The organism is uncultured Campylobacter sp., from assembly GCF_944323605.1.
Classification (GTDB): domain Bacteria; phylum Campylobacterota; class Campylobacteria; order Campylobacterales; family Campylobacteraceae; genus Campylobacter_D.
This window is the reverse complement of the sequence record NZ_CALUTC010000001.1, coordinates 74,136-98,588: the sequence shown is the minus strand read 5'-3', so window position 1 is coordinate 98,588 and position 24,453 is coordinate 74,136. Positions and strand designations below refer to the sequence as shown.

The following is a 24,453-nucleotide window of genomic DNA, read 5'->3' as shown; positions in this document are numbered from 1 at the left end:
TTAACTCCATTTTTTCTCTAAAAATTTAGAATACAAAGAAAGAGGATAGCAAAGCAAGAAAAATACAAAAAAGATAAGCCCATATATTACGAAAGAGGCATAAACGAAGCTGTGATTTGCTTCTATTATCTGCTGTCCTACTTTTACAAGCTCTGCAACTCCTATTAAAAAAGCAAAGGTGCTTGATTTTATCATTCTAGTAAGCAAATTCATACTCATTGGAGTAAGTCTTCTTAAGGCTTGGGGCAAGATGATGTAAAGATAGGTTTGAAGCCTTGTAAAGCCTAAAGAAAGGGCTGATTCAAACTGATGTTTAGCTATGCTAGCAAGCGAGGCTCGCACTAAGTCCATCATCTCAAAAATTCCCCAAATGCTAAAAACCAAGATAGTAGAAGCTAAAGCACTTAAATTTAGCCCAAACCAACGAGATAAACCAAAATAAACCACAAAAAGCCAGACTATAAGAGGCATAACACGGACAAATTCAAGACAAAATCTACAAAAGATATAAATAATTTTATTGTTTAAGGACATTAAAATTCCGAAAACAAGTCCTCCAAAAGAAGAAATCAGTATAGAAAAAAAAGAAATTTCTAAGGTAAGCAAAAGCCCATCAAATAAACGAGAAAGATAATTTACAGAAAAAAGCTCAAGCATAAGAAAGCCTTTTTTCAAGAAAGGATAAAAACAAGGACATAGGCAAGATTATGATTAAATAACTTATGAAAAGCAAGAACAAAAGCTCATCGGTTTTATAGCTAAGTGAATTTAAGCTAGTCATAGTATTTACAAGATCTGGCAAGGCTATGATGGTTACAACTGATGTTTCTTTGAATAAAAATATAGTATTTGCAGACAAGGAGGGCATACAAATTCCCAAAGCCTGAGGCAGAGTAATGAAACGCAAAATTTGAAATTTATTAAGTCCTAAGGACAAGGCAGCCTCAAACTGCTGCTTTTTAACCGCATCTATACCAGCTCTTAAACTCTCAGCCATATAAGAGCCACCCAAAAAAGAAAGCCCCACAACAGCACAGCTAAATGAAGACATATGTAGTCCCAGTCTTCCAAGACCGTAGTATAGAAAAAAAAGTTGTATAAGAAGAGGGGTATTTCTTGAAAATTCTATGTAAATGGCACAAAGTTTATACATAAAATTTAGACGAAAAAAATACATTGCCACGCAAAAAAGCCCGATGATAAATGAAAATAAAAGTCCCAAGCCAAAGACTTGCAAGGTAAGCAAGCCAGCGTCAAAAAACATAGGACTAACCTTAGTTATAAAAGCAAAATCCATATAAGCCTTTTAAAGTAAAATTAAAGAATTTTAATACTTTTTTATAAATCTTAGCTTACAAATCAAGACTTAAGATCTCTTTATAAATTCTTTCGCAGTTTTTGCCATCATTAAAAGCAAAAAAGGCTCTTGCCCTACTTAAAAAAGGCTCTTTAAATTCGCATTTTTCATTTTTGTAAAGCTCGGCTAAAAGCTCGTTTAAATTTTTACAAACAGCTCCAAAGCCATTTTTTTCATAATCAAAATAACCGCTTTGCCACTGTCTTTCAAAAAAAGCTTCCTTATCAAACTGATAATAAAGCACTGGTTTTTTAAGCAAGGCTATATCAAAAGCTACACTTGAATAATCCGTTATTAAAAGTGCTGTTTTTGCAAAAAGCTCTTGTAAATTTTTGCCATTTGAAAGTTTTATCCTTTTATCAAGCCTAAAAAAATTTAAATAAGGCAAAATGTTTGGGTGAGGATTAAAACAAAGCTCATAAGAGTTTTTTTCGCAAAAGTTTAAGAGCTCATACGAGCTTAAAAGCTCATTATATTTTTTAAAATAAAGACTTTGAGTGAAGTTTTTATTTATCCTTCTTGTGCCAAGTTTTTTGCTAAAAGCACCCACTATATCTCGTCTCCAAGTTGGCATTATAAGTATGTATTTTTTTTCTTTTTTTAAAGATATTAGCCTATCGTGCCTTGCAAAGCCTGTTAATTTAACCTCTTTTTTGCTAAGTTTATAAGCTGTGTAATCGCAGACAAAGCTTTGAAATTCAGGCTTAGCAGCAGTGATTAAAAGATTGATTTTTCTAGTATTTAGCCAAGCTGAAATTTCTTTTTCTGAAATTCCGTGCTGTAAAAAAATAAAGTCCTTTGTTAAGAGAGTGTTTTTACCAAAGGCGCCATAAAAATACCTATCTATATGAGAACTTATAATCTTATCGGCTTTAAAAAGTAGATATAAAAATCTACAAGAATCTGGATCTACCAAGTTAAAGCCCTCATTTTTAAGCCTTTTAAAATCCTCGCTTTTTTTAGATAAAACAAAGTAGATTTTTTTATCTATTCTTTTGTGTCTTAGGTAGCGGTATAAGTGCTCTGCATTATCATCAGCTCTTAAATTTGAATCGGCAAAAAGCCAAAGTTTAGCATTTTTTGCTCTTTTATTTTTAAGCTTTAAAAAGTCCTCATATACAGGCTTTAAAGATAAAATTTTCTCTCCTTTAAATTCTAAAAAAACTTCTTTAAGATCCAAACTCATATCTAAATTTAAAGTATTTTTATCAAGACTTATCCACAATCTTTTTTCATAGCAAAAAGTCTCGTCTAAAAAAGAAATTTTTCTAGTTTTTTCATATAAGATTTTTGTATTCTTTATAAAAAAATCACAAGTTTTAGCATAAAAAAAAGATAATAAAACTTGGGATTTTTTTTCATCTATTTTTTCTACAAAAATAGTATTTTTTCTTTGAAATTTCTCATCTTTAAAAAGATTCAAAAAGCCTATTTTGTGAAAAATTTTAATATTACAAAGAGAAAAATTTTGTATATGTTCATTAGGTAAAAATGCGAAAATTTTTCTTAGATGAAAGTTTAAATTTAGGCTTTTTATTTCATCATTTTTTACATTTAAAAGCTCATCAACAAACCAAAAAACATCATACAAAACTGTATTTGAAAGAAAACTTGGTATAAAGCCTAAATTTTTCTTATATTTATATAAAATGTCTTCAAGAAAAGATGAATAAATAAGCTTATATTTTACCTTATAAGAAGCACTATCTAAAATGGAACTTTTGTTAAATCTTTTTCTATAAAAATACTTAGCCTCTTTTAAAAAAGCTACTTTTTTATAATAATTTAAAAGAAAAAAATTCAAAATAAAAATCACATCTTCACCGTAAGATAAATCCTTTTCAAAATGTAAATTATCATCTAAAAATTCTCTTTTAAAAAGCACAGAATTTGTAGCAAGTTGTATAAAGGTATCTAAATTTTTTATATCTTTTACGCAAGTTTTTTTAAACTTAAAATTTAGGCTATGACTGTCCTTATATCTAACAACTCTTCTTTCTCTATAAAAGATAAAATTTGCACAAAGCATAGCTAAATTTTTATCATTTTTTTTAGTTAAGAATTTATCCATTTCATAAAAAAAATTTCTATCTAAAATATCATCACTATCTGCAAAATTTACAAATGTAGCTTTTATATCACTTTTTTTAAGATAAGATAAGCCCAAATTTCTAGCAGAACTTACGCCGCCATTTTCTTTATATATATAGTGTATATTTTTGGGATATTTTTTAAGATATTTTTTAATGATAAAAAAGCTCTCATCACTTGAGCCATCATCTACAAGTATAAGCGTGATATTTCTCTTAAAATCAAGCCTTTGATTTATGATAGAAAGTAAAAAATCATCTAAATATTTAGCACAGTTATAAAGAGGCGAAATTATGACATAACTTTGCCTCGCCTTATATTTTTTAAGCAAGAATTTTTTAAAAAAATTTATGCAAGGATAAAGCAAAGCACCTTTAAAAAAATATCTTGAAAGCTTTAAACTTTTCTCGCTTATGTAAAACATCATCTTGCCTTAAAAAATTTCATATCTTTAAAAAAAAGCTTTGGAGAGCTTATAAATTTTCTAAATAATCTATAAAATTTAAAATGAGAGATATAAATTTTTAAAAAATTTCCGCCCTTTTGTTTGCCGTATTTTATCTCGTATAAATAAGGCTTGTAAGCTAAATTTTTTAAAGGAAAATTTCTTTGTTTTTCTAAGTCTTTAAATTCTTTCTCATAAATTTTAAGCCTCTCAAAAAAAAGCTTGTGATTTTTTTCTCTATTATCAAAATAGCCATTTTGATTTATGGCTTCGTGATAAAAATGCAGTGCATAAAGTCCAAGATACATAGTTTCGTATCCTAAAAGTGAAAATAAGGCACGAAAGCCCTCATAAGTATCAAAGTTCCAATTTCTAGCATCGTAAGCTAAATTCCTTGGCATTTTTTCAAAAGATAAGGTTTTTAGCATAAGCCTAGCCAAAAAATCAAAATCCTCATAACCATGTCCAAGAAAATTCTCATCAAAGCCGCCAAGTTCTAAGAATTTTTGCTTATTTACAACAAGCACAGATGAAGCACTAGCTAGGTTTAAAACTATCTTTTTTTCAGCTCTTAAAATATCATTTTGCGCCAAAGTATCCCACAAAGCCTCATCAACAGAGTTTAAAAACTCGCTACCCTCTTTGCTTAGATAAAGACAGGGCAGTAAAAAAAACTCTTCCTCTTTTTCATCGATTTTTCTTATCTTAATAAGCTCTAAAATTTTTTCTAAACTTTTTTGGGATAAAAAACAATCTATGTCTAAAAACAAAAGCACCTTAGAACTAGCTTTTAAAGCACCTAAATTTCTACAAGCTCCTTGAGAAAAAGCCTTTTGTTTTTCATCCTTTAAATAAATATGCCCTTTTTGCTCTATCTTAGTCTTTGTATCAAAATTCTCACTTGAAAAACCTTCAACAAAAATAAATTCTAATCTTTCATCACTTTTAAAAAAATCTATTTTTTGTAAAAGTCTATCTTTTATGAAAGATCTTTCCTTGCTAATACCAAAGGGTATAATTACAGATAAATCAGCCAAAATATCCCTACGCTTATGAAAGCCCGTATTGTTTAGCTTTGTTTTTCATAAACCAAAGATAAGCAAATTCAAAAGATGCAGCATGAACGTTATCTTTAGCAAAGGCTTCAAAGTCTAAAACCTTTACAAAAACAGTTTCTATTTCCTCATCATCAAGTCCGCCGCCTGTGCCTTTTTTATCATCTTCACAAACTTCGGCAAAAAATAAACTTTGCTTAGATGCACCACTTCCAAAGCCACTATAAAAATCACAAACCTTTTCCACAGACTTAGGCATATAGCCTAATTCCTCTAAACATTCTTCCTTTGCTATGTCCTCTAGGCTTAAATTTTTATCAACAAGCCCAGAACACAGCTCCACGCTCATTCCAAGGTCTTTTTGAGGAATTTTTAAGTTATTTCTTACTTGATAGTCCCAAAGAGGTATTCTAAATTGCTTTACAAAGATAAAAGATTCTTTTTCCTTATGATACAAAAGAACGGAAACACTATCTAAAGACTCTATGAAGTCCCAAGTGTGTTTTTTTCCATTTTTAATATAACTAAATCTTTTTGCTTTTATATATAAAGAGGAAGTAAATTCTTCTTGTTTTAAGGAGCTTAAATCCATTTAAAATACCTTAAAAAGAATTACTGCTCTTCTGAAGTGCTTTCTTGCTCTTGATCTACTTCAGGAGTTGATGGTTGCGTAACTTCCTCTTTTTTTGATACGGAGTATCCTTCGTGCTGTCTGTGATGCTCAAGTAATTCTGTAAAAACTTTAAATAAATTTTGAGAAGCCTCTTCAGCAATAGAGCATCGTTTTAGAATTTCGTCTTGAACTTCTTTTTTGGTAATATCAGATTGTGCTGCTATAGTAATAGCTGCATTTATATTTTCATGAACTATTTTATGAGGCTCTTCAATCTTAGAATATATAGGAGAGTAGCCAAATATTTTTCTACCTTCTGAATCAAACCATTTTCCAAGTCTGCAAGAATGATGATCTGCCAATAGCTGACCTTTTTTAGCAAAGATAGAACTATAACCATTTAACTTGAAAACGATATGATCAAGCTCGACCAAAGATAAAAAAGTTTCAGAACTTATGCCAGAAGCAGATGAATTTGAAGACGTTGCTTCGGTTTTTAACTCCTCAAATTTTCCTGAAAACTGCGATATATAATCATTTGAGCTAACGCTTACTTTTTCGACCTGCTCGCTTTGAGAAAACATTTCATTTGCATTTTGTTTTAATAAATTTATATTCATTTCAACTTCTGCAGTAGCTTTTTGTGTCTTTTCCGCAAGTTTTCTAACCTCATCAGCAACCACAGCAAAGCCGCGTCCGTGTTCTCCCGCACGAGCTGCTTCTATAGCGGCATTAAGTGCAAGTAAATTTGTTTGATCGCTTACATCTTTAATTAGATTGATAACATTGCTTATTTCATCAACACTTCTATGTAAAGTTCCTGCTGTTTCTCGTGATCTATCAGCCGATTCTACTATCATATTTAAAGATTCGTTTATAGAAGATGTTATTTCGCTGAGTTGTTCCATAGCATTTATAGTGGATTCTGAAGAATTTGCAATCTGTTCTGACTGCGTAACATTTCTAACCATATCCTCTTGGACCTTAGTAATATTAGAAAAAACGCCAGAAACCAAACTCTCTACAAGATGTGTTTGTAAATTTGAATTATTACTATTAGTATCTGCTTCTTTTATCTTATCTTTCAACTGGGAATTTTCATTCTTTAACTGTTGAATTTGAAGCTGTAATTTCTGAATCTCTTGTTGTAATTCCAATGACTTGTTATCTTTTTTGTTTCCAAACATAACTTACACCTCACTTATTAGCACTATTATTAAGTTGAGAAAGGTATTGTCCAAGCTCTTCTTTAACTCTTAATTTCTCTTTTTTCAAGGCTTTAAGTTCCATATCATCAATATGAATTCTACCTTCTTCAGCATCTTTTACCTTATCATCTAACTCATTATGTTTTTCAAAAAGATGATCAAAATGCCTATCTTTTCCTTTTAATTTGGTCATAAGATCCCTGTACTCGTGCCACATAAGCTCTCCTTTAAAAAAAATACAGTTTCAATTATACAATAAATTTTCAGAAAAAACAAAAAAAATAACGATAATCAAATAGAAATTTTTGAAAATAAGCGGTATAAAACCACTTATTTTAATTAGTTTTATTCTTTCTAAGAGTCCTTAAAGTAGAAGCTGCAACTCGAATTTTTTTGACAGAACCATCTTCAAGTCTTATGCGAACTGTTCTTAGATTTGGCAAAAATCTTCTTTTTGTTTTGTTGTTAGCGTGGCTAACATTGTTTCCAACCATAGGTCCCTTACCTGTTAAAGCACAAACTCTTGACATTTTAAACCCTTTGTCCCAAAAAATAAAAAGCCAAATTTTATCAAAAAAATCAAAATTTAAGCTTAAAAAACTAAAACTTAAGCTTAACTTCATTAAAAAGATTCATAATCATATCTTGTATCCTTTTAACTTCTTCTTCTGTATTTGCTTCAAAACGAGTTATTATGTAAGGAGTTGTATTTGAAGCCCTAACTAAGCCCCAACCGTTTTCAAAATCCATTCTTGCACCGTCTATTTCGCATAAAGATTTAAGATCTTTTAAAACTCCTTTCTTTAGCTCGTCTTTAAAGGCTTCAATTATCTTAAATTTAACCTTATCATCACTTTTTATCTTAACTTCATCTATGGTATAAAGTTTTGGTAAAGACTGTATCATTTTTTCAATATCATAACCCTTGTTTATAAGCTCTAATGTGCGTAAAAATGCGTAAATAGCGTCATCAAAACCAAAATATCTATGTTTGAAAAATATATGACCGCTAACTTCTGCAGCTAGGTCTATATTATGCTCTTTAATCATCTTTTTTATATTTGAATGCCCTGATTTTGACATAAGTATAGTTCCAAATTTGGCAACTTCATCAAATAAATTTTTTGAAGCTTTTACATCGGCTAAAACCCTTGGATTATCTATATCTTTAGCAAAAAGATAGCAAAGCTCATCTCCACAAAAAATTCTATCTCTGCTTAATGCCACAACACGGTCAGCATCTCCGTCAAAAGCAAAAGCAAATTTTATATCCTTATCTTTTTTTACACAGTCTTGTAAGGCTAACAAATTTTCTGGCTCTGTTGGATCTGGCTCGTGATTTGGGAACTGTCCATCGGGCTTATCAAACAAAATGGTAGCATTTAAAGCTAATTTTTCAACCAAAGGCTTTATCACAACTCCGCTAGCACCATTTGCACAGTCAATAGCTATCTTGGTTTTTAAATTTTTTAAATCCTTAAATTGCTCCAACATAAAATTAATATAAATGCTTAATATGTCGTATTCTTCGTAATTTAAATCATCTTTAATTTCTAAATCTAAATTTGATAAAACTTTTTTACCAAAAATTTTTAATTCCTCCCCAAAAAAACTATCTTTTTTTATGGTGATCTTAAAACCATTATAATCTTTAGGATTATGAGAGCCTGTTATCATAATATTTGCATCAAATTTTTTGCCTTCATATAAAGAAAAATAACCAAGCGGAGTTGGCACCAAACCAAGAGAATAAATTTTTATTTTAGCTTTATTTAAACCACTTACAAGATAAGAAAAAAGCTCTTTATTGCTGTATCTTGCATCATATCCAACACTTACGTTTTCGCAAGAGCTTTCTTTCATTTTTAAACCTAAAAAATAACCTAAAGCTTTTACAAATTTTTCATTTAATTCAGAGCCGTAAAGCCCTCTTATATCATACTCTCTAAAAATAGTCTCTTTCATAATACTTCTCCTTTGTATTGCATAAATAAACAAAAACAGCTATAATTCTACAATATTTTAAAAAACAAAGGAAATAAAAAATGGATGAAGAGGTAAAAACGGAAGAACCCAAAAAAAGCAAAGTATCTTTGGTGCTTATAATAGTTATATTTTTATTTTTATTGTTGCTAGTTATAGTTGGTGCTATAGGTTTTTTGATGTTTTCATCTCCAAGCGATGAAGCCCCTGTTGTTAATCAAACAAACGAACAGCAAGTAAAACCTGCTAATCAACAAAACCAAAATACAAACAGACAAAGAGGAAGTGATTTTGCTAACATAGGCGTTATGTTTGTTTTAGAGCCTTTTACTGTAAATTTGCTTAGCAATGGGGGGCAAAGGTATTTAAAATGCAGCATACAATTAGAGCAAAATAATGAACTTTTACAAGCTGAACTCGAAAAGAAAGTCTCTGTAATAAGAGATATAGTTATAAGAACGCTGACCTCAAAAACTTATGAGGAAATAAGCACTACAAGAGGAAAAGAAAGACTTAAAGATGAGCTTGTGGGCAGAATAAATGAAATTCTAAATGATGGCTTTATAAAAGACATATATTTTACGGATTTTGTTGTATCGTGATAGGCTGTGATATAGTTTTTATACCTAGAATAGAAAAAATATACGCAAGACACGGAGAGCGTTTTTTAGATAGGTTTTTGAGTGAAGAAGAAAAAAAACTTATAAAAAACCCTTCGTCTTTAGCTGGTTTTTTTGCGGCAAAAGAAGCTACATTAAAAGCTCTTGGAACCGGTATAAGTATGCAGAGTGGCTTTTTAGATGTAAGGATTATAAAAGATGAAAGAAATGCACCTTTTGTAAGACTAAGACAAAGCTTAGTAGATAAATTTAAGATAAAATCAAGCTCTCTTAGTATATCGCACGATGGAAATTTTGCTATAGCTGTAGTTGTATTAGAAAGCGAGCAGGAGTTTAGAACCCCTGCATTCACTTAAATAAGGAGTTTTTATGAATAAACCATTTCTTTAGTGTGTATATTGCAACCACGTTTTAATTGTAAAAAAGTTAAGTAAATGATTCATAAATTTAAAATTTTTATTAGAGAATTATTTTAGGATAGATTATTATGGGAAGAGCATTTGAATACAGAAGAGCTTCAAAAGAAGCTAGATGGGACAAGATGAGCAAGTTGTTTCCAAAACTTGCAAAGGCTATACAAGTTGCAGCTAAAGAAGGTGGGAGCGACCCAGAAATGAACGCTAAACTTCGTTCTGCCATAGCAGCAGCTAAAGCTAATAATATGCCAAAAGATAATATAGACGCCGCTATAAAAAGAGCGAGTGGAAAAGATGCAAACGATATAAAGCAAATTCACTATGAGGGCAAGGCAGCTTATGGTGTGCTTATAATAGTAGAATGTATGAGCGATAATCCAACAAGAACAGTTGCTAATATAAAAGCTATATTTAACAAAAACGGTGCTGAATTCCTACAAAATGGCTCCTTAGATTTTATGTTTTCAAGAAAGGCTGTGTTTCACTTAGAAAAATATGAGGGAAATTTAGAGGAATTAGAGCTTGAACTTATAGATTATGGGCTTGAAGAGCTTGAAAACCTAGATGATGAGTTGCTTATTTATGCTGATTATTCTTCATTTAAAGAGTTAAGCGATGAAATATCAAAAAGAGATTTAAAGCTCAAAAAAGCAGGACTTGAGTATATACCAAATTCGCCGATTAGTCTAAATGATGAGCAAATAAACGAGATAGAAAAATTGCTTGATAAGCTAGATGATGATGATGATGTTCAAGCTGTTTATGTAAATATAGAATAAAAAAAACGAAAGGCTTATTAATGATAAAAAAAATAGATACAAGCAAGGCAAAAGATTACAAAAAGGCTATCATAAAAACAGAAAAAGGTAATATAGAGCTTGAGTTGTTTGGAGAGGAAGCACCGCAAACTGTGTGTAATTTTGCTAATTTAGCAAAAGAAGGCTTTTATAAAAACCTTAATTTTCATAGAGTTATAGATGATTTCGTAATCCAGGGCGGTTGTCCTTATGGAAATGGGATAGGAGGACCAGGATACAGCATAGAATGCGAATGTGATAATCAGTCCTATAAGCACATAAGAGGCACTATAAGTATGGCTCATGCGGGTAGAGATACAGGGGGTTCGCAGTTTTTCATCACTCACAGCCCACAGTCTCATTTAGATGGAGTGCATACAGTGTTTGGGCAAATCAACGCAGAAGATAAAAAGAGTTTTGAAGTGTTAGATAGCATAAGACAAGGGGATAAAATTTTAGATATAGAAATTATAGAAAATGAAGAAAGTGTTTAAAAAATAATGCAAGAATTTATAAATTTCTTTTTAGAACTAGCAAAAGATATGGGCTATCTTGGTATAGTATTTTTAATGACTCTTGAGAGCTGTTTTATACCGTTTCCAAGTGAAGTTGTTATGATACCTGCTGGTTATCTGGCTCATCAAGGGGAGTTAAATGCCTATATATGCATACTTTGTGGGATTTTTGGCTCTGTTTTAGGTGCATTAATAAATTACTATATATGTTTTTTCTGGGGAAGATCCTTTGTTATAAAATACGGAAAAATATTTGGTATAACAGAGGATAAATTTAATAAATTTGAAAATTTTTTTAATAAACACGGAGAATTTTCAACCTTTATTTGTCGTTTATTGCCGGGCATAAGACAGTATATATCTTTGCCGGCTGGTCTTGCAAAAATGAAAATATTTAACTTTATTTTTTTTACAGCGGCAGGTAGTGGAATTTGGGTAAGTATTTTGGTTTATATAGGTTATGTTTTAGGTCAAAATGAAGAACTAATAAAAGAATACCTGCACGAAGTTTTAATAATCATTGTATTACTGTCTATATTCGCTACAGTTCTTTATATTTACATAAACAAAAGACTTAAAAAAAGAGATTGATTTACACTTTGTTAAAAAAAATCTTTATATAATTTGAAAAAAAATTAAAAGTTTAAACTATGCAAAAACCAGATATACAAGAGTTTAGCAATTTTATTATTGATTATATTTCATCTATGGTTAGCATAGGAACTTACAACTCTAGAATCAATCGTTGTGCCACAAGGATAGCATATACTTATGGATACTCGCTAACTCTGGATTTTTCATTCAATCATACTACTATAAATATAATAGACCCTGATGATTACTCCATATCAAGAACATACATAGTAAAAAACGCCTATACCCTAATAGACTTTGGATTAATTTCAAATTTAAGTGCATTAAGCTGGGCTATTTATGATCATATACACGATATAAAAGTAGCAAAAAGGTGCTTTAAAAAACTTATAAGCACAAAAAAAAGACCTCTGTATTCTTTCATTCTCATACAAAGCTTTGGAAATGCAGCATTTTCAAGACTTTTTGGAGGAGACTTTGGCACTATGCTTTTAATACTTTTTAGCACATTAATAGGTGCTACTCTTAGAGCTTTATTAATGAAATTTAATGTAGATAAAAGAATTCAATACATATTATGCTCTTTTATAGCATCATACATAGTATTTATAGGGGTAAGCTTAAATATAACAAAAACACCAGAAGTTGCACTTGGTTCTAGCATACTTTTTTTAATACCCGGAGTATTTTTTATAAATTCAGTTCTTGATATATTAAAAGATTATATACAAGTTGGTTTAAGCAGGATAGTGAATATAATAATCTTTGTTTGTTGCATAGCCATAGGACTTTATATGACACTAACTCTATCGAATTTTAGGCTTTTACAATGATGTTTTCTGTGCTTATGGATATGTTTTTTGCGGCACTTGCAGGTTTTGCATTTGCATACAACTGCTCTCCGCCCTTAAGGACCTTGTTACTTTCAGCCGCACTTGCAGCTATTGGGCACGGTTTTCGCTTTACATTGATTGAATTTTTTAATATAGACACATTGGCGATAGCTACTTTTTTAGCCTCGTTTCTTGTTGGTTGTTTGGGTATGATTTGTGCTAAAATTTCAAAAACACCCGCTGAAATCATAGCTTTTCCTGCATTATTGCCTATGATACCGGGAATTTATGCTTATAGAACAGTTTTATATCTTTTTTCTTTTTTTAGCAGCGATGATTTAGCTTCAAAAACTAGATATTTGGTGGAATTTTTTGATTATTTTTTGATAACACTTTCAGTTACATTATCTTTAGCTATTGGTGTTTCCATTACTCTTATATTGTTTTTTGAACAAAGTCTTATGGTAACAAGGCACAGTTCAATCTTTGATAAATACAAAAAATATAAGAAAAAACATTTCTAAAAGCTAACTTTTCTAAGCCTTAAAGAATTTAAAACAACAGTTAGCGAAGAAAAGCACATAGCCAAAGCTGCTAAATGTGGGCTTAATTTTATAAAAGGCACTGTGCCCGCAGCTATTGGTATGCAAATAGCATTATATATAGTAGCCCAAAATAAATTTTGCTTTATTATGCTAAAAGTCTTTTTAGATAATTCAAAACAATACCTTACTTTGCCTAAATCATTTTCTAACAATACAAAATCACCCAAATTTTTTGTAAAATCCGAAGCATTATTCATAACAAAACTAATATCTGCTAACTTTAAAGCCGCACTATCATTTATACCATCTCCAACAAAAATACAGCTCGCATTTTTTTGATACTGCTTTACAAAATTTATCTTATCTTCAACGGATAAATTAAAATGATATTTATCTATGCCTAATTCTTTTGCACACAAAGATACGCTATTTTCATTATCTCCACTTAGTATAACCGGACTTACACCTTCTTTTTTAAGAAAGGATATAAGCTGCTTAGACTCTTTTCTAAGCTCATTTTTTAAACATATCACTCCCTTGCATACAGAATTTTTTATGAAATAAACAACGACAGGAGCTTCTTTTGCATTAGATTTAACAAATTCTTCTTGTTTTTCATCTAGTAAAAAACCTTGTTCTTTTATGAATTTTTTATTACAAAGAGCGTATGTATCAAGCTCATCTTCATACACAATAGCCCTTGAATTTATGGTGCTTATCTTACCGCTTAATTTCAAATCGCTAGAATACTTCGCTATAGCCTTTGCTATTGGGTGAGAATTTAATTTTTCTATATTTGCTGCTAAAGCAAATTCACTATCGCTTAAATTATGCTTAAAAAGTTCTAAGCTGTCCTTTGTGAGAGTTCCCGTTTTATCAAAAAGAGCAAATTTTACTTTTCTAAAATTTTCTAAGGAGGCTGGATTTTTAATAAGAACAAAATTTTTCATAGCATTTGAAAGAGATAAAACTAAGGCAAGTGGGGTAGCAAGCCCTAAAGCACAAGGACAAGATATAAGTAAAACCGCACTTGTATGCAAGAAAGCTTCATTTAGTCCATTTTTAAAAAACCAAAAAATAAAGATAAAAAAAGATATAAGTATAATAACTCCTACAAAATAGGCTGAAATTTTATCTACCACCCTAGATATAGGAAGTTTTTGCTCACCTGCTTTGAAAACCAAATCTTTTATAAGCTCTATTTTGCTATCCATAGCCTTTTTATCAGCTCTTATTTTAAGCATTCCACTTACCAAAACAGACCCTGCTAAAAGCTCATCATTCACGGTTTTTAAAACCGGCACAAACTCACCATTTATACTGCTAGCATCAAGCTCACCTTCGCCTTGAACGACTGTGCCATCGGCACTTAGAGTATCTCCTTGCTTTAGAATTATTATATCGCCTTCTTTAACTAAAGAGCTTGGAATTTCTTTTTCATTACCGTTTTCATCTATCACTCTGGCAAATTTTGCGTCTAGTTTTTGCAAATTTTTTTGATAAGAAAGTGCCTTTAATTTAGCATTTTCTTCTAAAAATTTACCAAGCAAAACAAAGCTTACTATCATACTAGCTTCTGCAAAATACAAATGCGTATCAAAATACCCAAAAAACACAAACAAGGAATAAGCACAAGCACTAATAAGACCTAATGATACTAAAGTATTCATATCTAAAGTCTTATGACTTGCAGCCTTTATGGCATTAATAAAGAAGTTCTTTCCGCAAAAAAATACTCCTATAAAGCCCAAGATAAACTGAATAAAATTTGAAAAAGTATTGTGTATATACATATTAAATAGCATACAAATGACTGTTATAAAAATACTAAAAAACAAAGTGTATTTTAATTTAGCAAGTTCTTTTAATTTAAATTCTCTTATATCTGCATCATCTTGGAGGATTTCAAAGCCTAGAGATTTTATCTTTTCTATTATTTTACTTTTAAGGCTTTCTTTTTCTAACAAAAAAACTCCACTAGAATTTACAAAGGATACACTAGCATCGCTAACGCCTTCTATCTTTTTGCAAACTCTTTCTATGGAATTTGAGCAATTTACACAGCTCATTTTTCCTATTTTAAGTCTTAATTCTTGCATATCTCATAAAGCCCTTAAAACAGGGAAATTTAAGTCCTTTAAACTTTCTTTTAATACCTCTATCTTTTCATCTTTTATATCCAAAGTAAGAATAGCCGGTTTTACGCTAAAATCTACCTCAACATCTCCAAATTCATCTTTCAAGCCATTTTTTATTAAATTAGCACAGTTTCCACAATTCACATTATCTAGCTCAAATTTTCTCATACAAATGTCCTCTTTTAAAATTGCTTCTTAAAAAAGTATAATACATTAAAGATAAAAAATATCTTAAATTAATAATTAAGCAAAATTACGGCTATTATAACAACTACTATACCTGATATACCTATAAAATTTAACTTTTCCTTAAAAAAAACATAGCCACCAACACAAGTTCCTATTATACCAAAAGCTCCCCAAGTAGAATACGCTACGCTCAAAGGCACATATTCAAGGCTAAAATAAAGCAAGACAAAAGCTAATATCGCAAAAAATATAGAAGCTATACCCCATTTATAGTCTTTAAAACCATCTGATTTCTTTAAAAGCAAATTTGCGATTATATCAAGCAAGGCTGAAAATATGATGATGATTATATACATTAGTGTTTTGCCTCGCCCAAATTTATCATTATTATACCGATGAAAGCTAGTGCTAATCCCAACATTTGAGTAGTGCTAAGTCTTTCACCAAAGATAAAAAATGCTACAAGTATTATTAAAACTGCACCTAAAAGCTCCCACACAGCATAGGCTATGCCAACTTGAATTTTAGTTATAGCTTTACCCATAAAATAATAAGAAATGGCTATAAAAATACTCATCATAAATAAAGCATAAAAAATATTTTCAGCCTTTAAAAAGCTCGTTCCTATGACTTCTGCTACTATAGCCAACAGTAAAAAAAACCAAGCTAACAAAGTAACTTTATTTAAAATTTTCAATCTTATGCCCTTATTTTTTTGTCTGCAATTCTAGCTAAAAGACTTTAAATGCAGTTTAATTCTTTATGCTAGAATAAGCGAAAATATATTTATCAGTAAAATAAAAAGGTTTATATGAATTTTGACATTATAGTTGTGGGTGGAGGACACGCAGGACTTGAGGCAAGTGCTGTTTGTGCAAAAATGGGTAAAAAAACTTTGCTTTTAACGACCTTAATAGAGCAAATAGCTGCTGCATCTTGCAATCCTGCCATAGGTGGCTTGGCAAAAGGACATTTAGTCAAAGAAATAGATGCTATGGGTGCTTTAATGGGCTTGATTACCGATGTAGCTGGAATTCAGTTTAGAACACTTAACGAAAGTAAAGGTGCTGCTGTGCGTGGAAGTAGAGCCCAAATAGATATGGATATGTATAAAATATATGCAAGAAATAAACTTTTTGAGCTTGATAATTTAGAAATTTCACAAGAACAAGTCTTAAGCCTTATACTAAAAAAAGATGAGATAATAGGACTTAAAACTAATTTATCTAATGAATATTTTGCAAAAAAGATAATCCTTACAACAGGCACATTTTTAAGCGGTCTTATACACATAGGAAAACAAAAAATAAAAGCCGGAAGAGTTGGAGAGTTGCCATCTTATGATCTTGCAAAGTCTTTATCTGAACTTGGTTTTAATATAGGTAGATTAAAAACTGGAACCTGTCCTAGAGTGGATGCAAAAAGCATAAATTTTGATGTTTTAGAAATACAACACGGTGATGAAAATGCAAAACCTTTTTCATTTAGAACAAGAAATTTTAAGCCTCATCAACTGCCTTGTTATATAGCTAGAACAAATGAAAAAACACACGAAATTATAAGAAGCAATTTTGACAAGGCTCCACTTTTTACAGGACAAATCGAAGGTATAGGTCCAAGATACTGCCCTTCAATAGAAGATAAAATAAACCGTTTTGCAGACAAAAATTCTCATCACTTATTCATAGAACCGCAAACAAAAGCTGCTACAGAATACTACATAAATGGTTTTTCCACATCCTTACCTTATGATGTGCAAAAAGATATGCTAAGAAGTATAAAAGGCTTTGAAAATGCTAAAATAACGCGTTTTGGATATGCTATAGAATATGATTATATAGAACCAACTGAACTAAAACACACTTTAGAAACAAAAAAAATAAAAAATTTATACTGTGCAGGACAAATAAACGGCACTACAGGATATGAAGAAGCTGCAGCACAAGGTTTTATGGCTGGAATAAACGCTGTTTTAGCTTGTGATGATAAAGAAAGCTTTATACTAGGTAGAGATGAAGCTTATGTAGGAGTTTTAATAGATGATTTGGTTACAAAAGGAACAAAAGAGCCTTATAGAATGTTTACTTCTAGGGCTGAATATCGCTTGCTATTAAGAGAGGAAAATGCTATTTTAAGACTTGGTGAATATGGTTATAAATATGGTTTATTAAATGAAGATGAAATTTTTTACATAAGACAGTCAAAAAATGAGATAGATAAAGCACTAAGCTATTTATTAAATACAGAATTTAGACCTAATAAAGAAAATAATGAGTTTTTAGAAGGCATAAATGAAGAAAAGATAAGTTCAGTAGTATCTTTACAAAAAATAGTGGCTAGATCATCTTTTAACGCAGATAAACTTAAAAAACTAGTTAAAGACTTTGAAAATTTAAGCGATTATAGTCTAAATGAAATTTTAAATGAAGCTAAATATCATCACTACATAGCTATGCAAAAAGAGCAGATTAAAAAAATGAAATCTTTAAACAAGCTGAAAATACCTAAAGATTTTGATTTTAGAAGTATTAGTGGGCTAAGCAATGAAGTTGTAGAAAAGCTTGAAAAAAATTCTCCAAGCACACTATTTGCTGCAAGTATGATAAGCGGCATAACCCCTGCTGCACTTGATATATTACAAATTCATATAAAACTAAGGTATAAAAATGTTACAAACTAAAGAATACAAAATAAAATCCTGTGATGATGTAGAGCTTGATATAAAAAGAGAAAGCTTACTAGAATTTAGTCTTACTTTTGATGATGAAAAGGAAATAGAAGCTATTTTGTTTATAATACCAGGACTTGGCGCAGATAACAACCAAATATATCAAAACAAACTAGCATTACATTGTGCAAATACTTTTTCTGTGGCAGTTTGCTCAGTGGCTTATCACTGCATAGCCAACCGTCCTCAACTTGGTTGCACTTTAGGCTTTGATGATGTAGATGAATTTGTGTTTAATGAAATTTGCAAAAGCTTAAATTTAAAAATTCCAAAAAAATTTCTACCGATAAAGAAAATAAAAAATAATGAAATAATAGAACTTTCTAGATATTTAGATGAAAAAATACAAAAAAAGAAAGAAAAATTTGAATTAGAAAAATCTTATAATATGAACATAACTTCTACCTTCTTTCCTGCAAAAAATGAATACAACAATTTTGGTATTATGAGCGCTACTGATATAGTAAATGCCTTGCTTCACATCAAAAAAGACCCGCCATTTAAAATAGCAAACGGGGGGGGGCATTTAGAGGATCTAAAAACTATATTTTTAGGAAGCTCCCACGGAGGATATTTAGCAAATTTAGTAGCTAAAATTTCACCTTGGAACGTGGATTTTGTGATAGACAACTCATCTTATGTAAAAATACCTTGGCGTCTCATAGGCTTTGGAAAAGAAATTGACTATGTAAAATATCCAAGTTGTTCTATTAGATTAGGGAAAAATATAAGCGATTTTATTTTTGATAAAACATTTTGGACTACAAATAAATTTTCTAAAAATTATTTTTCAAAATCAAGAGAAAGAATTCGCACAATTTTAGATGAAGAGCATATAAAAATTCAAGCAGAAATTTTTAAAGCAAAATACATATCTTATCACTCGCGTTTTGACGGTGACTTAGCACCTGCTGCTGATAAAGAATTATGTTATGCATTATTTAAGCAATACGGATATGATGCTAAGCTTTTTATGATTGAAAAAGAAGAACAAATAGATGGAAAATTTATTAAAAATTTAACACACGGTCTAGGAATGTCTATAAAAACGCTTATAAACAACACCATACCTTTTGCTTTAACCCAAAAAAGTGATAGAAAAAACTTAAAAAAAGAAATTTCTTATCCTTGCAACGAGTATATATACACATTTAAAGAAAAAGACAATACATTGCAACTTGAATGTAAAAAGATATAAGAATTTCAAAAGGTAACAATGGCGATATTTTTATATATGCGTTTAAAGAATATTTTTATTTTTTCTTAGATAAAATGACAAGTTACTAAAATTTTATATAAAGTTTTAAGAAAGGACTTATAATGGTAGCATCGCAAGGTAGGCGAAGCTTTATAGGCTTTGCATTTGGCACAGTGGCTGCTGTTGGTGGAGTTTTTTCACTTGTTGCTATGAAAAAGACTTGGGATCCGCTTCCTAGTGTTAGGGCTGCTGGATTTACCACAGTTGATTTATCGTCTATGCAAGAAGGTGAATTAAGGACAATAGAATGGCGTAAAAAACCTATATTTATCCTCAAAAAAAGTGCTCAAATGTCTCAAAATCCAAAGAGAGAAATAAGCATAAATAATTCTCCTTATGTGGTTTTAATAGGACTTTGCACACATTTAGGTTGTATTCCTGCTTTTTCAGCAAGTGAGCAAAAATTTAAATGTGCCTGTCACGGCGGAGAATTTAATACAGATGGTATAAATACCTTTGGACCACCTCCTAGACCACTTGATATACCTCCATTCAGAATAGATGGGACAAAACTCGTTTTAGGCGAAGAAGGTCCTGAATACCAAAAAATGATAGCGGAGGCTTAATATGGCACATATTAGAAAATCGGAAGGGATTATTGACTGGCTTGATCAAAGACTAGCCGTTAAAAAGTTGATGAATGTTTTAATGGTTGAATACTGGATACCTAAGCAAATAAATTTCTTATGGGCTATGGGTGTTATTTTAACTGTTCTTTTTACAATACTTTTTATAAGTGGTTTGTTTTTGCTTATGTATTACAAACCAGATGCAGCTTTAGCATTTGATAGTGTGAATAAAACTATAATGCAAGAAGTTGAATATGGTTGGCTTTGGAGACATATGCACGGTGTCGCAGCCTCTGTGATATTTTTAATCATTTACATACATATGTTTACTGCTATATATTATGGCTCTTACAAAAGAGGTAGAGAAATGATATGGATAAGCGGTATGCTTCTTTTTGTTCTTTTCTCTGCAGAAGCTTTTAGTGGATATATGCTTCCTTGGGGACAAATGAGCTTTTGGGCTGCACAAGTTATTACTCAACTTTTTGGTGGTGTGCCTTTTATAGGAGATGAGCTTGTTATATGGATAAGAGGTGATTATGCTGTTGCTGACCCTACATTAACTAGATTCTTTATGCTACACGTATGTTTATTACCTATAGTAATAATAATGGTTATAGTATTTCACTTCTACGCACTTCGCATACCTCACGTTAATAACGAAATAGCAGAAGAAATAGATTTTGATATAGAAGCTGAAAAATACAAAAAAGGTGATACAAGAGGTTCAAAAGTTATACCTTTTTGGCCTGCATTCTTATCTAAAGACTTTATGTATATTTGCATATTTATGATTTTCTTTTTCTATTTGGTATGTTTTAAATTTAATTTCGCAATGGATCCTATAAATTTTGACCCTGCAAATGCTTTACAAACTCCAGCACATATATATCCTGAGTGGTATTTCTTATGGTCTTATGAAGTATTAAGAGGATTCTTTTTTGATATTAATATTTTTGGACTAAAAATAGCCGCTTTTGACATAGGTTTAGCAGCATTTGGTATAGCTCAAATTATATTCTTCTTATTGCCTTGGCTAGATAGAAGTGATGTTGTAAAACCTGCACACCATAGACCTAAATTTTTCATATGGTTTTGGATTTTGCTTATAGATATGATAGTGCTAACTGTGTATGGCAAACTGCCTCCTACTGGAGTTAATGCCTGGGTTGGTTTCTTTGCTTCTATAACATTTTTATTGCTCTTAATAGTGGTGCTACCTCTAATCACAAGAGCAGAAAATAAAAGGGGTTAAGAATGAGAGAATTTAAAATATTTTTAGTTGTAGCTTGTTTCACAGCTCTAGTTTATTGGGGGGTTGAACCTTACGCACATTCTGTAATGAAACCTCACGTTTCTCCAGCAAATTTTAATTTCTCAGAAGAAGATATAAATTTTGCACAGTCAGTTGTTGATCTTAGAAAAAAAGAATTAGAGTTAGCAAATGCGGAGCTAGAAAAAGCAAAAACAAGTAATGACGCAGAGCTTATAAAAGCTGCTGAGGCAAAGTTAAGTGGAGCACAAAAAAGTTTAGATGTGGCACAAAAAAGTTTAGATGATAATCAAAAACTTTGGGATAGAGTGGAACAAATGGGTGATTTAAGCAAGGGTGATGCTAGTAAGGGGGCTGAATTTTTTGCAACAAATTGTTATGCTTGTCATGGCTTAAAAAGTGCTGGACTTGAAGCAAACATTCCGGATTCTTCCATATACGGTGTATTACCTCCTGATCTAAGTTCAGCTGGTTTGCTTTATGATGAAAAATTTTTGGCTGCTCTTATATATAATCCTTCAGTAGCTTTAAAGGTGGATCATAAATTTGGCGATGCCTTTGTAATGACAGCTTATAATGAAAGTATAGGCGATCCTACAGGAGTTGTGAATGAAAATATAGCCAATGTTATAGCCTATTTAAAAGAAGTGGGAAAACAATACAATGAAGCTAAAACTGCGGAATTTAAAAAGGCTATAGAAGAGAAGTATTCTAAAATTGAAGGTTTAAGCCCTGAAGCAAATAAAACTATGATAGATAAAGAATTGGTTTTTGCAAAAGATAAAAATCTTTTCATAGAAGCTTGTGGACGTTGTCATGATATGAAATACGATTCATTTAAATCTTTGTCAGCTCATAATGATTTACTTGGATACTTAGGAAAAATTCCACCTGATTTATCTATGATGATTCGCTCAAGAGGGTATGAATATATATACAATTTTACAAACAATACTCAAAAACTTATAGCTGGAACTGCTATGCCTAGAGTTGGCTTAAATAAAGAGTCTCAAGATAGGGTTCTTTCTTATATAGAAAAAGTTGGAGACAGTAAAAAAGAAGAAAGAGAAAGTTTGGGTATATATATAATGATATTCTTTGCAATCCTAAGTGTATTTGCTATAGCTTGGAAACGCAAAGTATGGTCTAACCTGCACTAATAATAAAGCATTTGCCACTTGGCAAATGCTTATACACATAAATCTTTAAAAAAATCAAATAAAGTAAGCAAAATATAAACTTATATAAAGTAAAATCTACTTTTCACTTCACACGTGTCAATTCTTTTTAGGTTGCTTTAAAGCTAATGGGCACGGAGGAAAAAACCTAAATATTATTAAGGAGAAAATATGGTAAGTATGAGAGACTTGCTAGAATGCGGGGTTCATTTCGGACACCAAACCAGACGCTGGAATCCTAAGATGAAAAAATACATCTTTGGAGAGAGAAAGGGAATTTATGTAATAGACCTACAAAAGACCCTTAGGTATTTTAGATACACTTACAATATAGTAAGAGATGCTGCTGCTGAAGGAAAAACCATATTATTTGTTGGAACTAAAAAACAAGCAAGTGTAGCAATTAAAGAATATGCTGAAAAATGTGGTATGCCTTATGTAAATCACAGATGGCTAGGTGGCATGATGACAAATTTTGGGACTATAAAACAGTCTATAAGAAAGCTAGAAATAATAGAAAAAATGGAAGAAGATGGAAGTGTTGATCTGCTAACAAAAAAAGAAGCTTTGATGCTATCAAGAAAAAAAGAAAAACTTATAGCATATCTTGGGGGCATAAGACACTTAAAAAGTCCGCCTGATATGATATTTGTAATAGATACAGTAAAAGAAAAGATAGCTGTTACAGAAGCAAATAAGCTAAAAATTCCTGTAGTTGCTCCACTTGATACTAATTGTGATCCTGACTTAGTTACATATCCTATACCTGGAAATGATGATGCGATTCGCTCTGTGCAACTTTTTTGCCAAGAAATGGCTGAAGCTATAAATGAAGGAAAAAATTTAAGAGAGCAAGATGCTGATTTAATAGGTAATGAAACAGAAAAAGAAGAGATTAGCGAGGAAGAAAAAGAAGAGGTTCTAAAAGAAGCTATGGAAGATGAATTTATCGAGGAAGATTTTAAAGGAGAAAAAGAATAATGGCTGAAATAACTGCACAAATGGTAAAAGAACTTAGAGAAAGCACTGGTGCAGGTATGATGGACTGCAAAAATGCTCTTAAAGAGGTAAATGGAGACTTTGAAAAAGCCGTTCAATACCTAAGAGAAAAAGGTCTTACAAAAGCTGCCAAAAAAGCGGATCGCTTGGCGGCTGAAGGACTTGTTGATGTGAAGGTGAGTGATGATTTTAAAACAGCTACTGTTAGCGAAATAAATTCTGAAACAGATTTTGTTGCTAAAAATGAACAGTTTATAGCACTTACCAAAGATACTACAACACATATTCAAAGCAATAATTTACAAAACATAGAAGAACTTCATACAAGCATAATAAATGACGTAAAATTTGAAGAATATCTAAAAAGCCAAATTGCTACTATAGGAGAAAATTTAGTAGTTAGGAGATTTGCCACCTTAAAAGCATCAGATAAAGGTGTAGTAAATGGCTATATACATACAAATGGAAGGGTCGGAGTAATAATAGCAGCAGCTTGCGATAGCGAGGAAGGTGCTAAGAAATTGCCTGATTTTTTAAAACAGCTTTGTATGCATATAACAGCTATGAAACCTACTTATCTTTCTTATGAGGATTTAGATTTAGAATTTATAGAAAAAGAATACAAAGCTTTGGTAGCGGAACTTCAAAAAGATAACGAAGAAAGAAGAAGGCTTGGAAAAATAGAGCATAAAATCCCGCAATACGCGAGTAGAAAACAGCTAAGCGATGAAATTATAAAGGCTAAGGAAGATGAGATAAAAGCTGAACTAAAAGCCCAAAATAAACCAGAAAAAATCTGGCAAAATATAATACCTGGAAAAATAAATAGCTTTATAGCAGACAATTCCCAGCTAGATTCTAAACTTACCTTAATGGGACAATTTTTTGTGCTTGATGATAAAAAAACAGTTGAGCAAGTCATAGAACAAAAAGAAAAAGAACTTGGCACAAAAATAAAAATAGTTGAATTTATAAGATTTGAGGTGGGCGAAGGGCTTGAGAAAAAAAGCGAGGACTTTGCAGCAGAAGTCGCAGCACAAATGAATTAA

The 24,453-nt window shown here is 31.1% G+C and carries 26 protein-coding genes and 1 pseudogene; 14 read left to right on the top strand and 13 right to left on the bottom strand.

What is annotated here, in order from left to right; genetic code table 11:
• The 9 genes and pseudogenes from Q0J35_RS00575 to Q0J35_RS00535 all read right to left on the bottom strand — a co-directional run bounded on the left by Q0J35_RS00575 (position 1) and on the right by Q0J35_RS00535 (position 8,734).
• Positions 1 to 657: an amino acid ABC transporter permease gene (locus tag Q0J35_RS00575; RefSeq protein WP_094324908.1), complete on the bottom strand. Its 657-nt coding sequence runs from the start codon at positions 655 to 657 to the stop codon at positions 1 to 3.
• A complete protein-coding gene (locus Q0J35_RS00570; protein WP_094324907.1) occupies positions 650 to 1,297 on the bottom strand; it encodes an amino acid ABC transporter permease in 648 nt (215 codons plus the stop codon). Before Q0J35_RS00570 ends, Q0J35_RS00575 begins: the two co-directional genes overlap by 8 nt.
• A 55-nt stretch (positions 1,298 to 1,352) precedes the next feature.
• The gene (locus Q0J35_RS00565) at positions 1,353 to 3,872 is read right to left on the bottom strand and encodes a CDP-glycerol glycerophosphotransferase family protein (protein ID WP_297192006.1); all 2,520 of its coding nucleotides are present in this window, start codon (positions 3,870 to 3,872) and stop codon (positions 1,353 to 1,355) included.
• Entirely contained in the window at positions 3,872 to 4,930 is a 1,059-nt protein-coding gene (locus Q0J35_RS00560; RefSeq protein WP_297192004.1) for a galactosyltransferase-related protein, read from the bottom strand. The genes Q0J35_RS00565 and Q0J35_RS00560 overlap by 1 nt, the downstream gene beginning before the upstream one ends.
• A gap of 13 nt (positions 4,931 to 4,943) precedes the next feature.
• Positions 4,944 to 5,540, bottom strand: coding sequence for an NUDIX domain-containing protein (locus Q0J35_RS00555; RefSeq protein WP_297192002.1), 597 nt, complete (start codon positions 5,538 to 5,540; stop codon positions 4,944 to 4,946).
• A 128-nt stretch (positions 5,541 to 5,668) separates the two neighbouring features.
• Positions 5,669 to 6,748, bottom strand: a pseudogene (locus tag Q0J35_RS00550) (methyl-accepting chemotaxis protein); the annotation flags it as partial.
• A gap of 10 nt (positions 6,749 to 6,758) precedes the next feature.
• Positions 6,759 to 6,986, bottom strand: coding sequence for a YdcH family protein (locus Q0J35_RS00545; protein WP_297192000.1), 228 nt, complete (start codon positions 6,984 to 6,986; stop codon positions 6,759 to 6,761).
• A 118-nt stretch (positions 6,987 to 7,104) separates the two neighbouring features.
• Complete coding sequence (rpmB, locus tag Q0J35_RS00540) at positions 7,105 to 7,299, bottom strand: 50S ribosomal protein L28 (RefSeq protein ID WP_297191998.1); 195 nt, start codon at positions 7,297 to 7,299, stop codon at positions 7,105 to 7,107.
• 70 nt (positions 7,300 to 7,369) lie between these two features.
• The gene (locus Q0J35_RS00535; RefSeq protein WP_297191996.1) at positions 7,370 to 8,734 is read right to left on the bottom strand and encodes a phosphomannomutase/phosphoglucomutase; all 1,365 of its coding nucleotides are present in this window, start codon (positions 8,732 to 8,734) and stop codon (positions 7,370 to 7,372) included.
• A gap of 80 nt (positions 8,735 to 8,814) precedes the next feature.
• Here Q0J35_RS00535 and fliL point away from each other — a divergent pair, with 80 nt between their 5' ends.
• From fliL to Q0J35_RS00500, 7 genes are all read left to right on the top strand, one after another.
• Positions 8,815 to 9,354, top strand: a complete 540-nt coding sequence (gene fliL / locus Q0J35_RS00530; protein ID WP_297191993.1) for a flagellar basal body-associated protein FliL — start codon at positions 8,815 to 8,817, stop codon at positions 9,352 to 9,354.
• A complete protein-coding gene (gene acpS / locus Q0J35_RS00525; RefSeq protein WP_297192813.1) occupies positions 9,348 to 9,728 on the top strand; it encodes a holo-ACP synthase in 381 nt (126 codons plus the stop codon). Before fliL ends, acpS begins: the two co-directional genes overlap by 7 nt.
• Positions 9,729 to 9,859: 131 nt before the next feature.
• On the top strand, positions 9,860 to 10,567 hold the full coding sequence (locus tag Q0J35_RS00520; protein ID WP_297191991.1) for a YebC/PmpR family DNA-binding transcriptional regulator: 708 nt from the start codon (positions 9,860 to 9,862) through the stop codon (positions 10,565 to 10,567).
• 20 nt (positions 10,568 to 10,587) lie between these two features.
• Positions 10,588 to 11,079 (top strand): peptidylprolyl isomerase, encoded by a 492-nt coding sequence (locus tag Q0J35_RS00515; protein ID WP_297191989.1) that lies wholly within the window; start codon positions 10,588 to 10,590, stop codon positions 11,077 to 11,079.
• Between the two features lie 6 nt (positions 11,080 to 11,085).
• On the top strand, positions 11,086 to 11,691 hold the full coding sequence (locus Q0J35_RS00510; RefSeq protein WP_297191987.1) for a DedA family protein: 606 nt from the start codon (positions 11,086 to 11,088) through the stop codon (positions 11,689 to 11,691).
• A 59-nt stretch (positions 11,692 to 11,750) separates the two neighbouring features.
• Positions 11,751 to 12,527: a threonine/serine exporter family protein gene (locus Q0J35_RS00505; RefSeq protein ID WP_297191984.1), complete on the top strand. Its 777-nt coding sequence runs from the start codon at positions 11,751 to 11,753 to the stop codon at positions 12,525 to 12,527.
• The gene (locus Q0J35_RS00500) at positions 12,524 to 13,051 is read left to right on the top strand and encodes a threonine/serine exporter family protein (protein ID WP_297191982.1); all 528 of its coding nucleotides are present in this window, start codon (positions 12,524 to 12,526) and stop codon (positions 13,049 to 13,051) included. The genes Q0J35_RS00505 and Q0J35_RS00500 overlap by 4 nt, the downstream gene beginning before the upstream one ends.
• Here the strand turns inward: Q0J35_RS00500 and Q0J35_RS00495 are convergent.
• From Q0J35_RS00495 to Q0J35_RS00480, 4 genes are all read right to left on the bottom strand, one after another.
• A complete protein-coding gene (locus Q0J35_RS00495; protein WP_297191980.1) occupies positions 13,048 to 15,171 on the bottom strand; it encodes a cation-translocating P-type ATPase in 2,124 nt (707 codons plus the stop codon). The genes Q0J35_RS00500 and Q0J35_RS00495 overlap by 4 nt on opposite strands.
• Before the next feature lie 3 nt (positions 15,172 to 15,174).
• Positions 15,175 to 15,378 (bottom strand): heavy-metal-associated domain-containing protein, encoded by a 204-nt coding sequence (locus tag Q0J35_RS00490; protein ID WP_297191978.1) that lies wholly within the window; start codon positions 15,376 to 15,378, stop codon positions 15,175 to 15,177.
• A 68-nt stretch (positions 15,379 to 15,446) separates the two neighbouring features.
• The gene (locus tag Q0J35_RS00485; RefSeq protein WP_297191976.1) at positions 15,447 to 15,755 is read right to left on the bottom strand and encodes a multidrug efflux SMR transporter; all 309 of its coding nucleotides are present in this window, start codon (positions 15,753 to 15,755) and stop codon (positions 15,447 to 15,449) included.
• Positions 15,755 to 16,096 carry an SMR family transporter gene (locus tag Q0J35_RS00480; RefSeq protein ID WP_297191974.1) on the bottom strand — a complete coding sequence of 114 codons (342 nt, stop codon included), beginning with the start codon at positions 16,094 to 16,096 and terminating at the stop codon, positions 15,755 to 15,757. The genes Q0J35_RS00485 and Q0J35_RS00480 overlap by 1 nt, the downstream gene beginning before the upstream one ends.
• A gap of 114 nt (positions 16,097 to 16,210) precedes the next feature.
• Between Q0J35_RS00480 and mnmG the strand changes: the two genes are divergently transcribed.
• The 7 genes from mnmG to tsf all read left to right on the top strand — a co-directional run bounded on the left by mnmG (position 16,211) and on the right by tsf (position 24,453).
• A complete protein-coding gene (gene mnmG, locus Q0J35_RS00475) occupies positions 16,211 to 18,079 on the top strand; it encodes a tRNA uridine-5-carboxymethylaminomethyl(34) synthesis enzyme MnmG (RefSeq protein WP_297191972.1) in 1,869 nt (622 codons plus the stop codon).
• A complete protein-coding gene (locus Q0J35_RS00470) occupies positions 18,066 to 19,325 on the top strand; it encodes a DUF2920 family protein (RefSeq protein ID WP_297191970.1) in 1,260 nt (419 codons plus the stop codon). The genes mnmG and Q0J35_RS00470 overlap by 14 nt, the downstream gene beginning before the upstream one ends.
• 122 nt (positions 19,326 to 19,447) lie before the next feature.
• The gene (gene petA / locus Q0J35_RS00465; protein ID WP_297191968.1) at positions 19,448 to 19,951 is read left to right on the top strand and encodes a ubiquinol-cytochrome c reductase iron-sulfur subunit; all 504 of its coding nucleotides are present in this window, start codon (positions 19,448 to 19,450) and stop codon (positions 19,949 to 19,951) included.
• A gap of 1 nt (position 19,952) precedes the next feature.
• Entirely contained in the window at positions 19,953 to 21,209 is a 1,257-nt protein-coding gene (locus tag Q0J35_RS00460; RefSeq protein WP_297191966.1) for a cytochrome bc complex cytochrome b subunit, read from the top strand.
• 2 nt (positions 21,210 to 21,211) lie between these two features.
• Positions 21,212 to 22,387 (top strand): c-type cytochrome, encoded by a 1,176-nt coding sequence (locus tag Q0J35_RS00455; RefSeq protein WP_297191963.1) that lies wholly within the window; start codon positions 21,212 to 21,214, stop codon positions 22,385 to 22,387.
• A gap of 189 nt (positions 22,388 to 22,576) precedes the next feature.
• Complete coding sequence (rpsB, locus tag Q0J35_RS00450) at positions 22,577 to 23,386, top strand: 30S ribosomal protein S2 (RefSeq protein WP_297191962.1); 810 nt, start codon at positions 22,577 to 22,579, stop codon at positions 23,384 to 23,386.
• The gene (tsf, locus tag Q0J35_RS00445; protein ID WP_297191960.1) at positions 23,386 to 24,453 is read left to right on the top strand and encodes a translation elongation factor Ts; all 1,068 of its coding nucleotides are present in this window, start codon (positions 23,386 to 23,388) and stop codon (positions 24,451 to 24,453) included. The genes rpsB and tsf overlap by 1 nt, the downstream gene beginning before the upstream one ends.

Excerpts from the sequence above, each read along its gene's own strand:
- Q0J35_RS00455 (WP_297191963.1), top strand. The coding sequence starts at position 21,212 with ATGAGAGAATTTAAAATATTTTTAGTTGTAGCTTGTTTCACAGCTCTA.
- Q0J35_RS00565 (WP_297192006.1), bottom strand. The coding sequence starts at position 3,872 with ATGTTTTACATAAGCGAGAAAAGTTTAAAGCTTTCAAGATATTTTTTT.
- Q0J35_RS00485 (WP_297191976.1), bottom strand. The coding sequence starts at position 15,755 with ATGTATATAATCATCATCATATTTTCAGCCTTGCTTGATATAATCGCA.
- Q0J35_RS00545 (WP_297192000.1), bottom strand. The coding sequence starts at position 6,986 with ATGTGGCACGAGTACAGGGATCTTATGACCAAATTAAAAGGAAAAGAT.
- Q0J35_RS00505 (WP_297191984.1), top strand. The coding sequence starts at position 11,751 with ATGCAAAAACCAGATATACAAGAGTTTAGCAATTTTATTATTGATTAT.
- Q0J35_RS00575 (WP_094324908.1), bottom strand. The coding sequence starts at position 657 with ATGCTTGAGCTTTTTTCTGTAAATTATCTTTCTCGTTTATTTGATGGG.
- rpmB (WP_297191998.1), bottom strand. The coding sequence starts at position 7,299 with ATGTCAAGAGTTTGTGCTTTAACAGGTAAGGGACCTATGGTTGGAAAC.
- Q0J35_RS00555 (WP_297192002.1), bottom strand. The coding sequence starts at position 5,540 with ATGGATTTAAGCTCCTTAAAACAAGAAGAATTTACTTCCTCTTTATAT.
- Q0J35_RS00535 (WP_297191996.1), bottom strand. The coding sequence starts at position 8,734 with ATGAAAGAGACTATTTTTAGAGAGTATGATATAAGAGGGCTTTACGGC.
- Q0J35_RS00470 (WP_297191970.1), top strand. The coding sequence starts at position 18,066 with ATGTTACAAACTAAAGAATACAAAATAAAATCCTGTGATGATGTAGAG.
- fliL (WP_297191993.1), top strand. The coding sequence starts at position 8,815 with ATGGATGAAGAGGTAAAAACGGAAGAACCCAAAAAAAGCAAAGTATCT.
- tsf (WP_297191960.1), top strand. The coding sequence starts at position 23,386 with ATGGCTGAAATAACTGCACAAATGGTAAAAGAACTTAGAGAAAGCACT.
- petA (WP_297191968.1), top strand. The coding sequence starts at position 19,448 with ATGGTAGCATCGCAAGGTAGGCGAAGCTTTATAGGCTTTGCATTTGGC.
- rpsB (WP_297191962.1), top strand. The coding sequence starts at position 22,577 with ATGGTAAGTATGAGAGACTTGCTAGAATGCGGGGTTCATTTCGGACAC.
- Q0J35_RS00490 (WP_297191978.1), bottom strand. The coding sequence starts at position 15,378 with ATGAGAAAATTTGAGCTAGATAATGTGAATTGTGGAAACTGTGCTAAT.
- Q0J35_RS00495 (WP_297191980.1), bottom strand. The coding sequence starts at position 15,171 with ATGCAAGAATTAAGACTTAAAATAGGAAAAATGAGCTGTGTAAATTGC.
- Q0J35_RS00510 (WP_297191987.1), top strand. The coding sequence starts at position 11,086 with ATGCAAGAATTTATAAATTTCTTTTTAGAACTAGCAAAAGATATGGGC.
- Q0J35_RS00515 (WP_297191989.1), top strand. The coding sequence starts at position 10,588 with ATGATAAAAAAAATAGATACAAGCAAGGCAAAAGATTACAAAAAGGCT.
- Q0J35_RS00520 (WP_297191991.1), top strand. The coding sequence starts at position 9,860 with ATGGGAAGAGCATTTGAATACAGAAGAGCTTCAAAAGAAGCTAGATGG.
- Q0J35_RS00500 (WP_297191982.1), top strand. The coding sequence starts at position 12,524 with ATGATGTTTTCTGTGCTTATGGATATGTTTTTTGCGGCACTTGCAGGT.
- mnmG (WP_297191972.1), top strand. The coding sequence starts at position 16,211 with ATGAATTTTGACATTATAGTTGTGGGTGGAGGACACGCAGGACTTGAG.
- Q0J35_RS00570 (WP_094324907.1), bottom strand. The coding sequence starts at position 1,297 with ATGGATTTTGCTTTTATAACTAAGGTTAGTCCTATGTTTTTTGACGCT.
- Q0J35_RS00460 (WP_297191966.1), top strand. The coding sequence starts at position 19,953 with ATGGCACATATTAGAAAATCGGAAGGGATTATTGACTGGCTTGATCAA.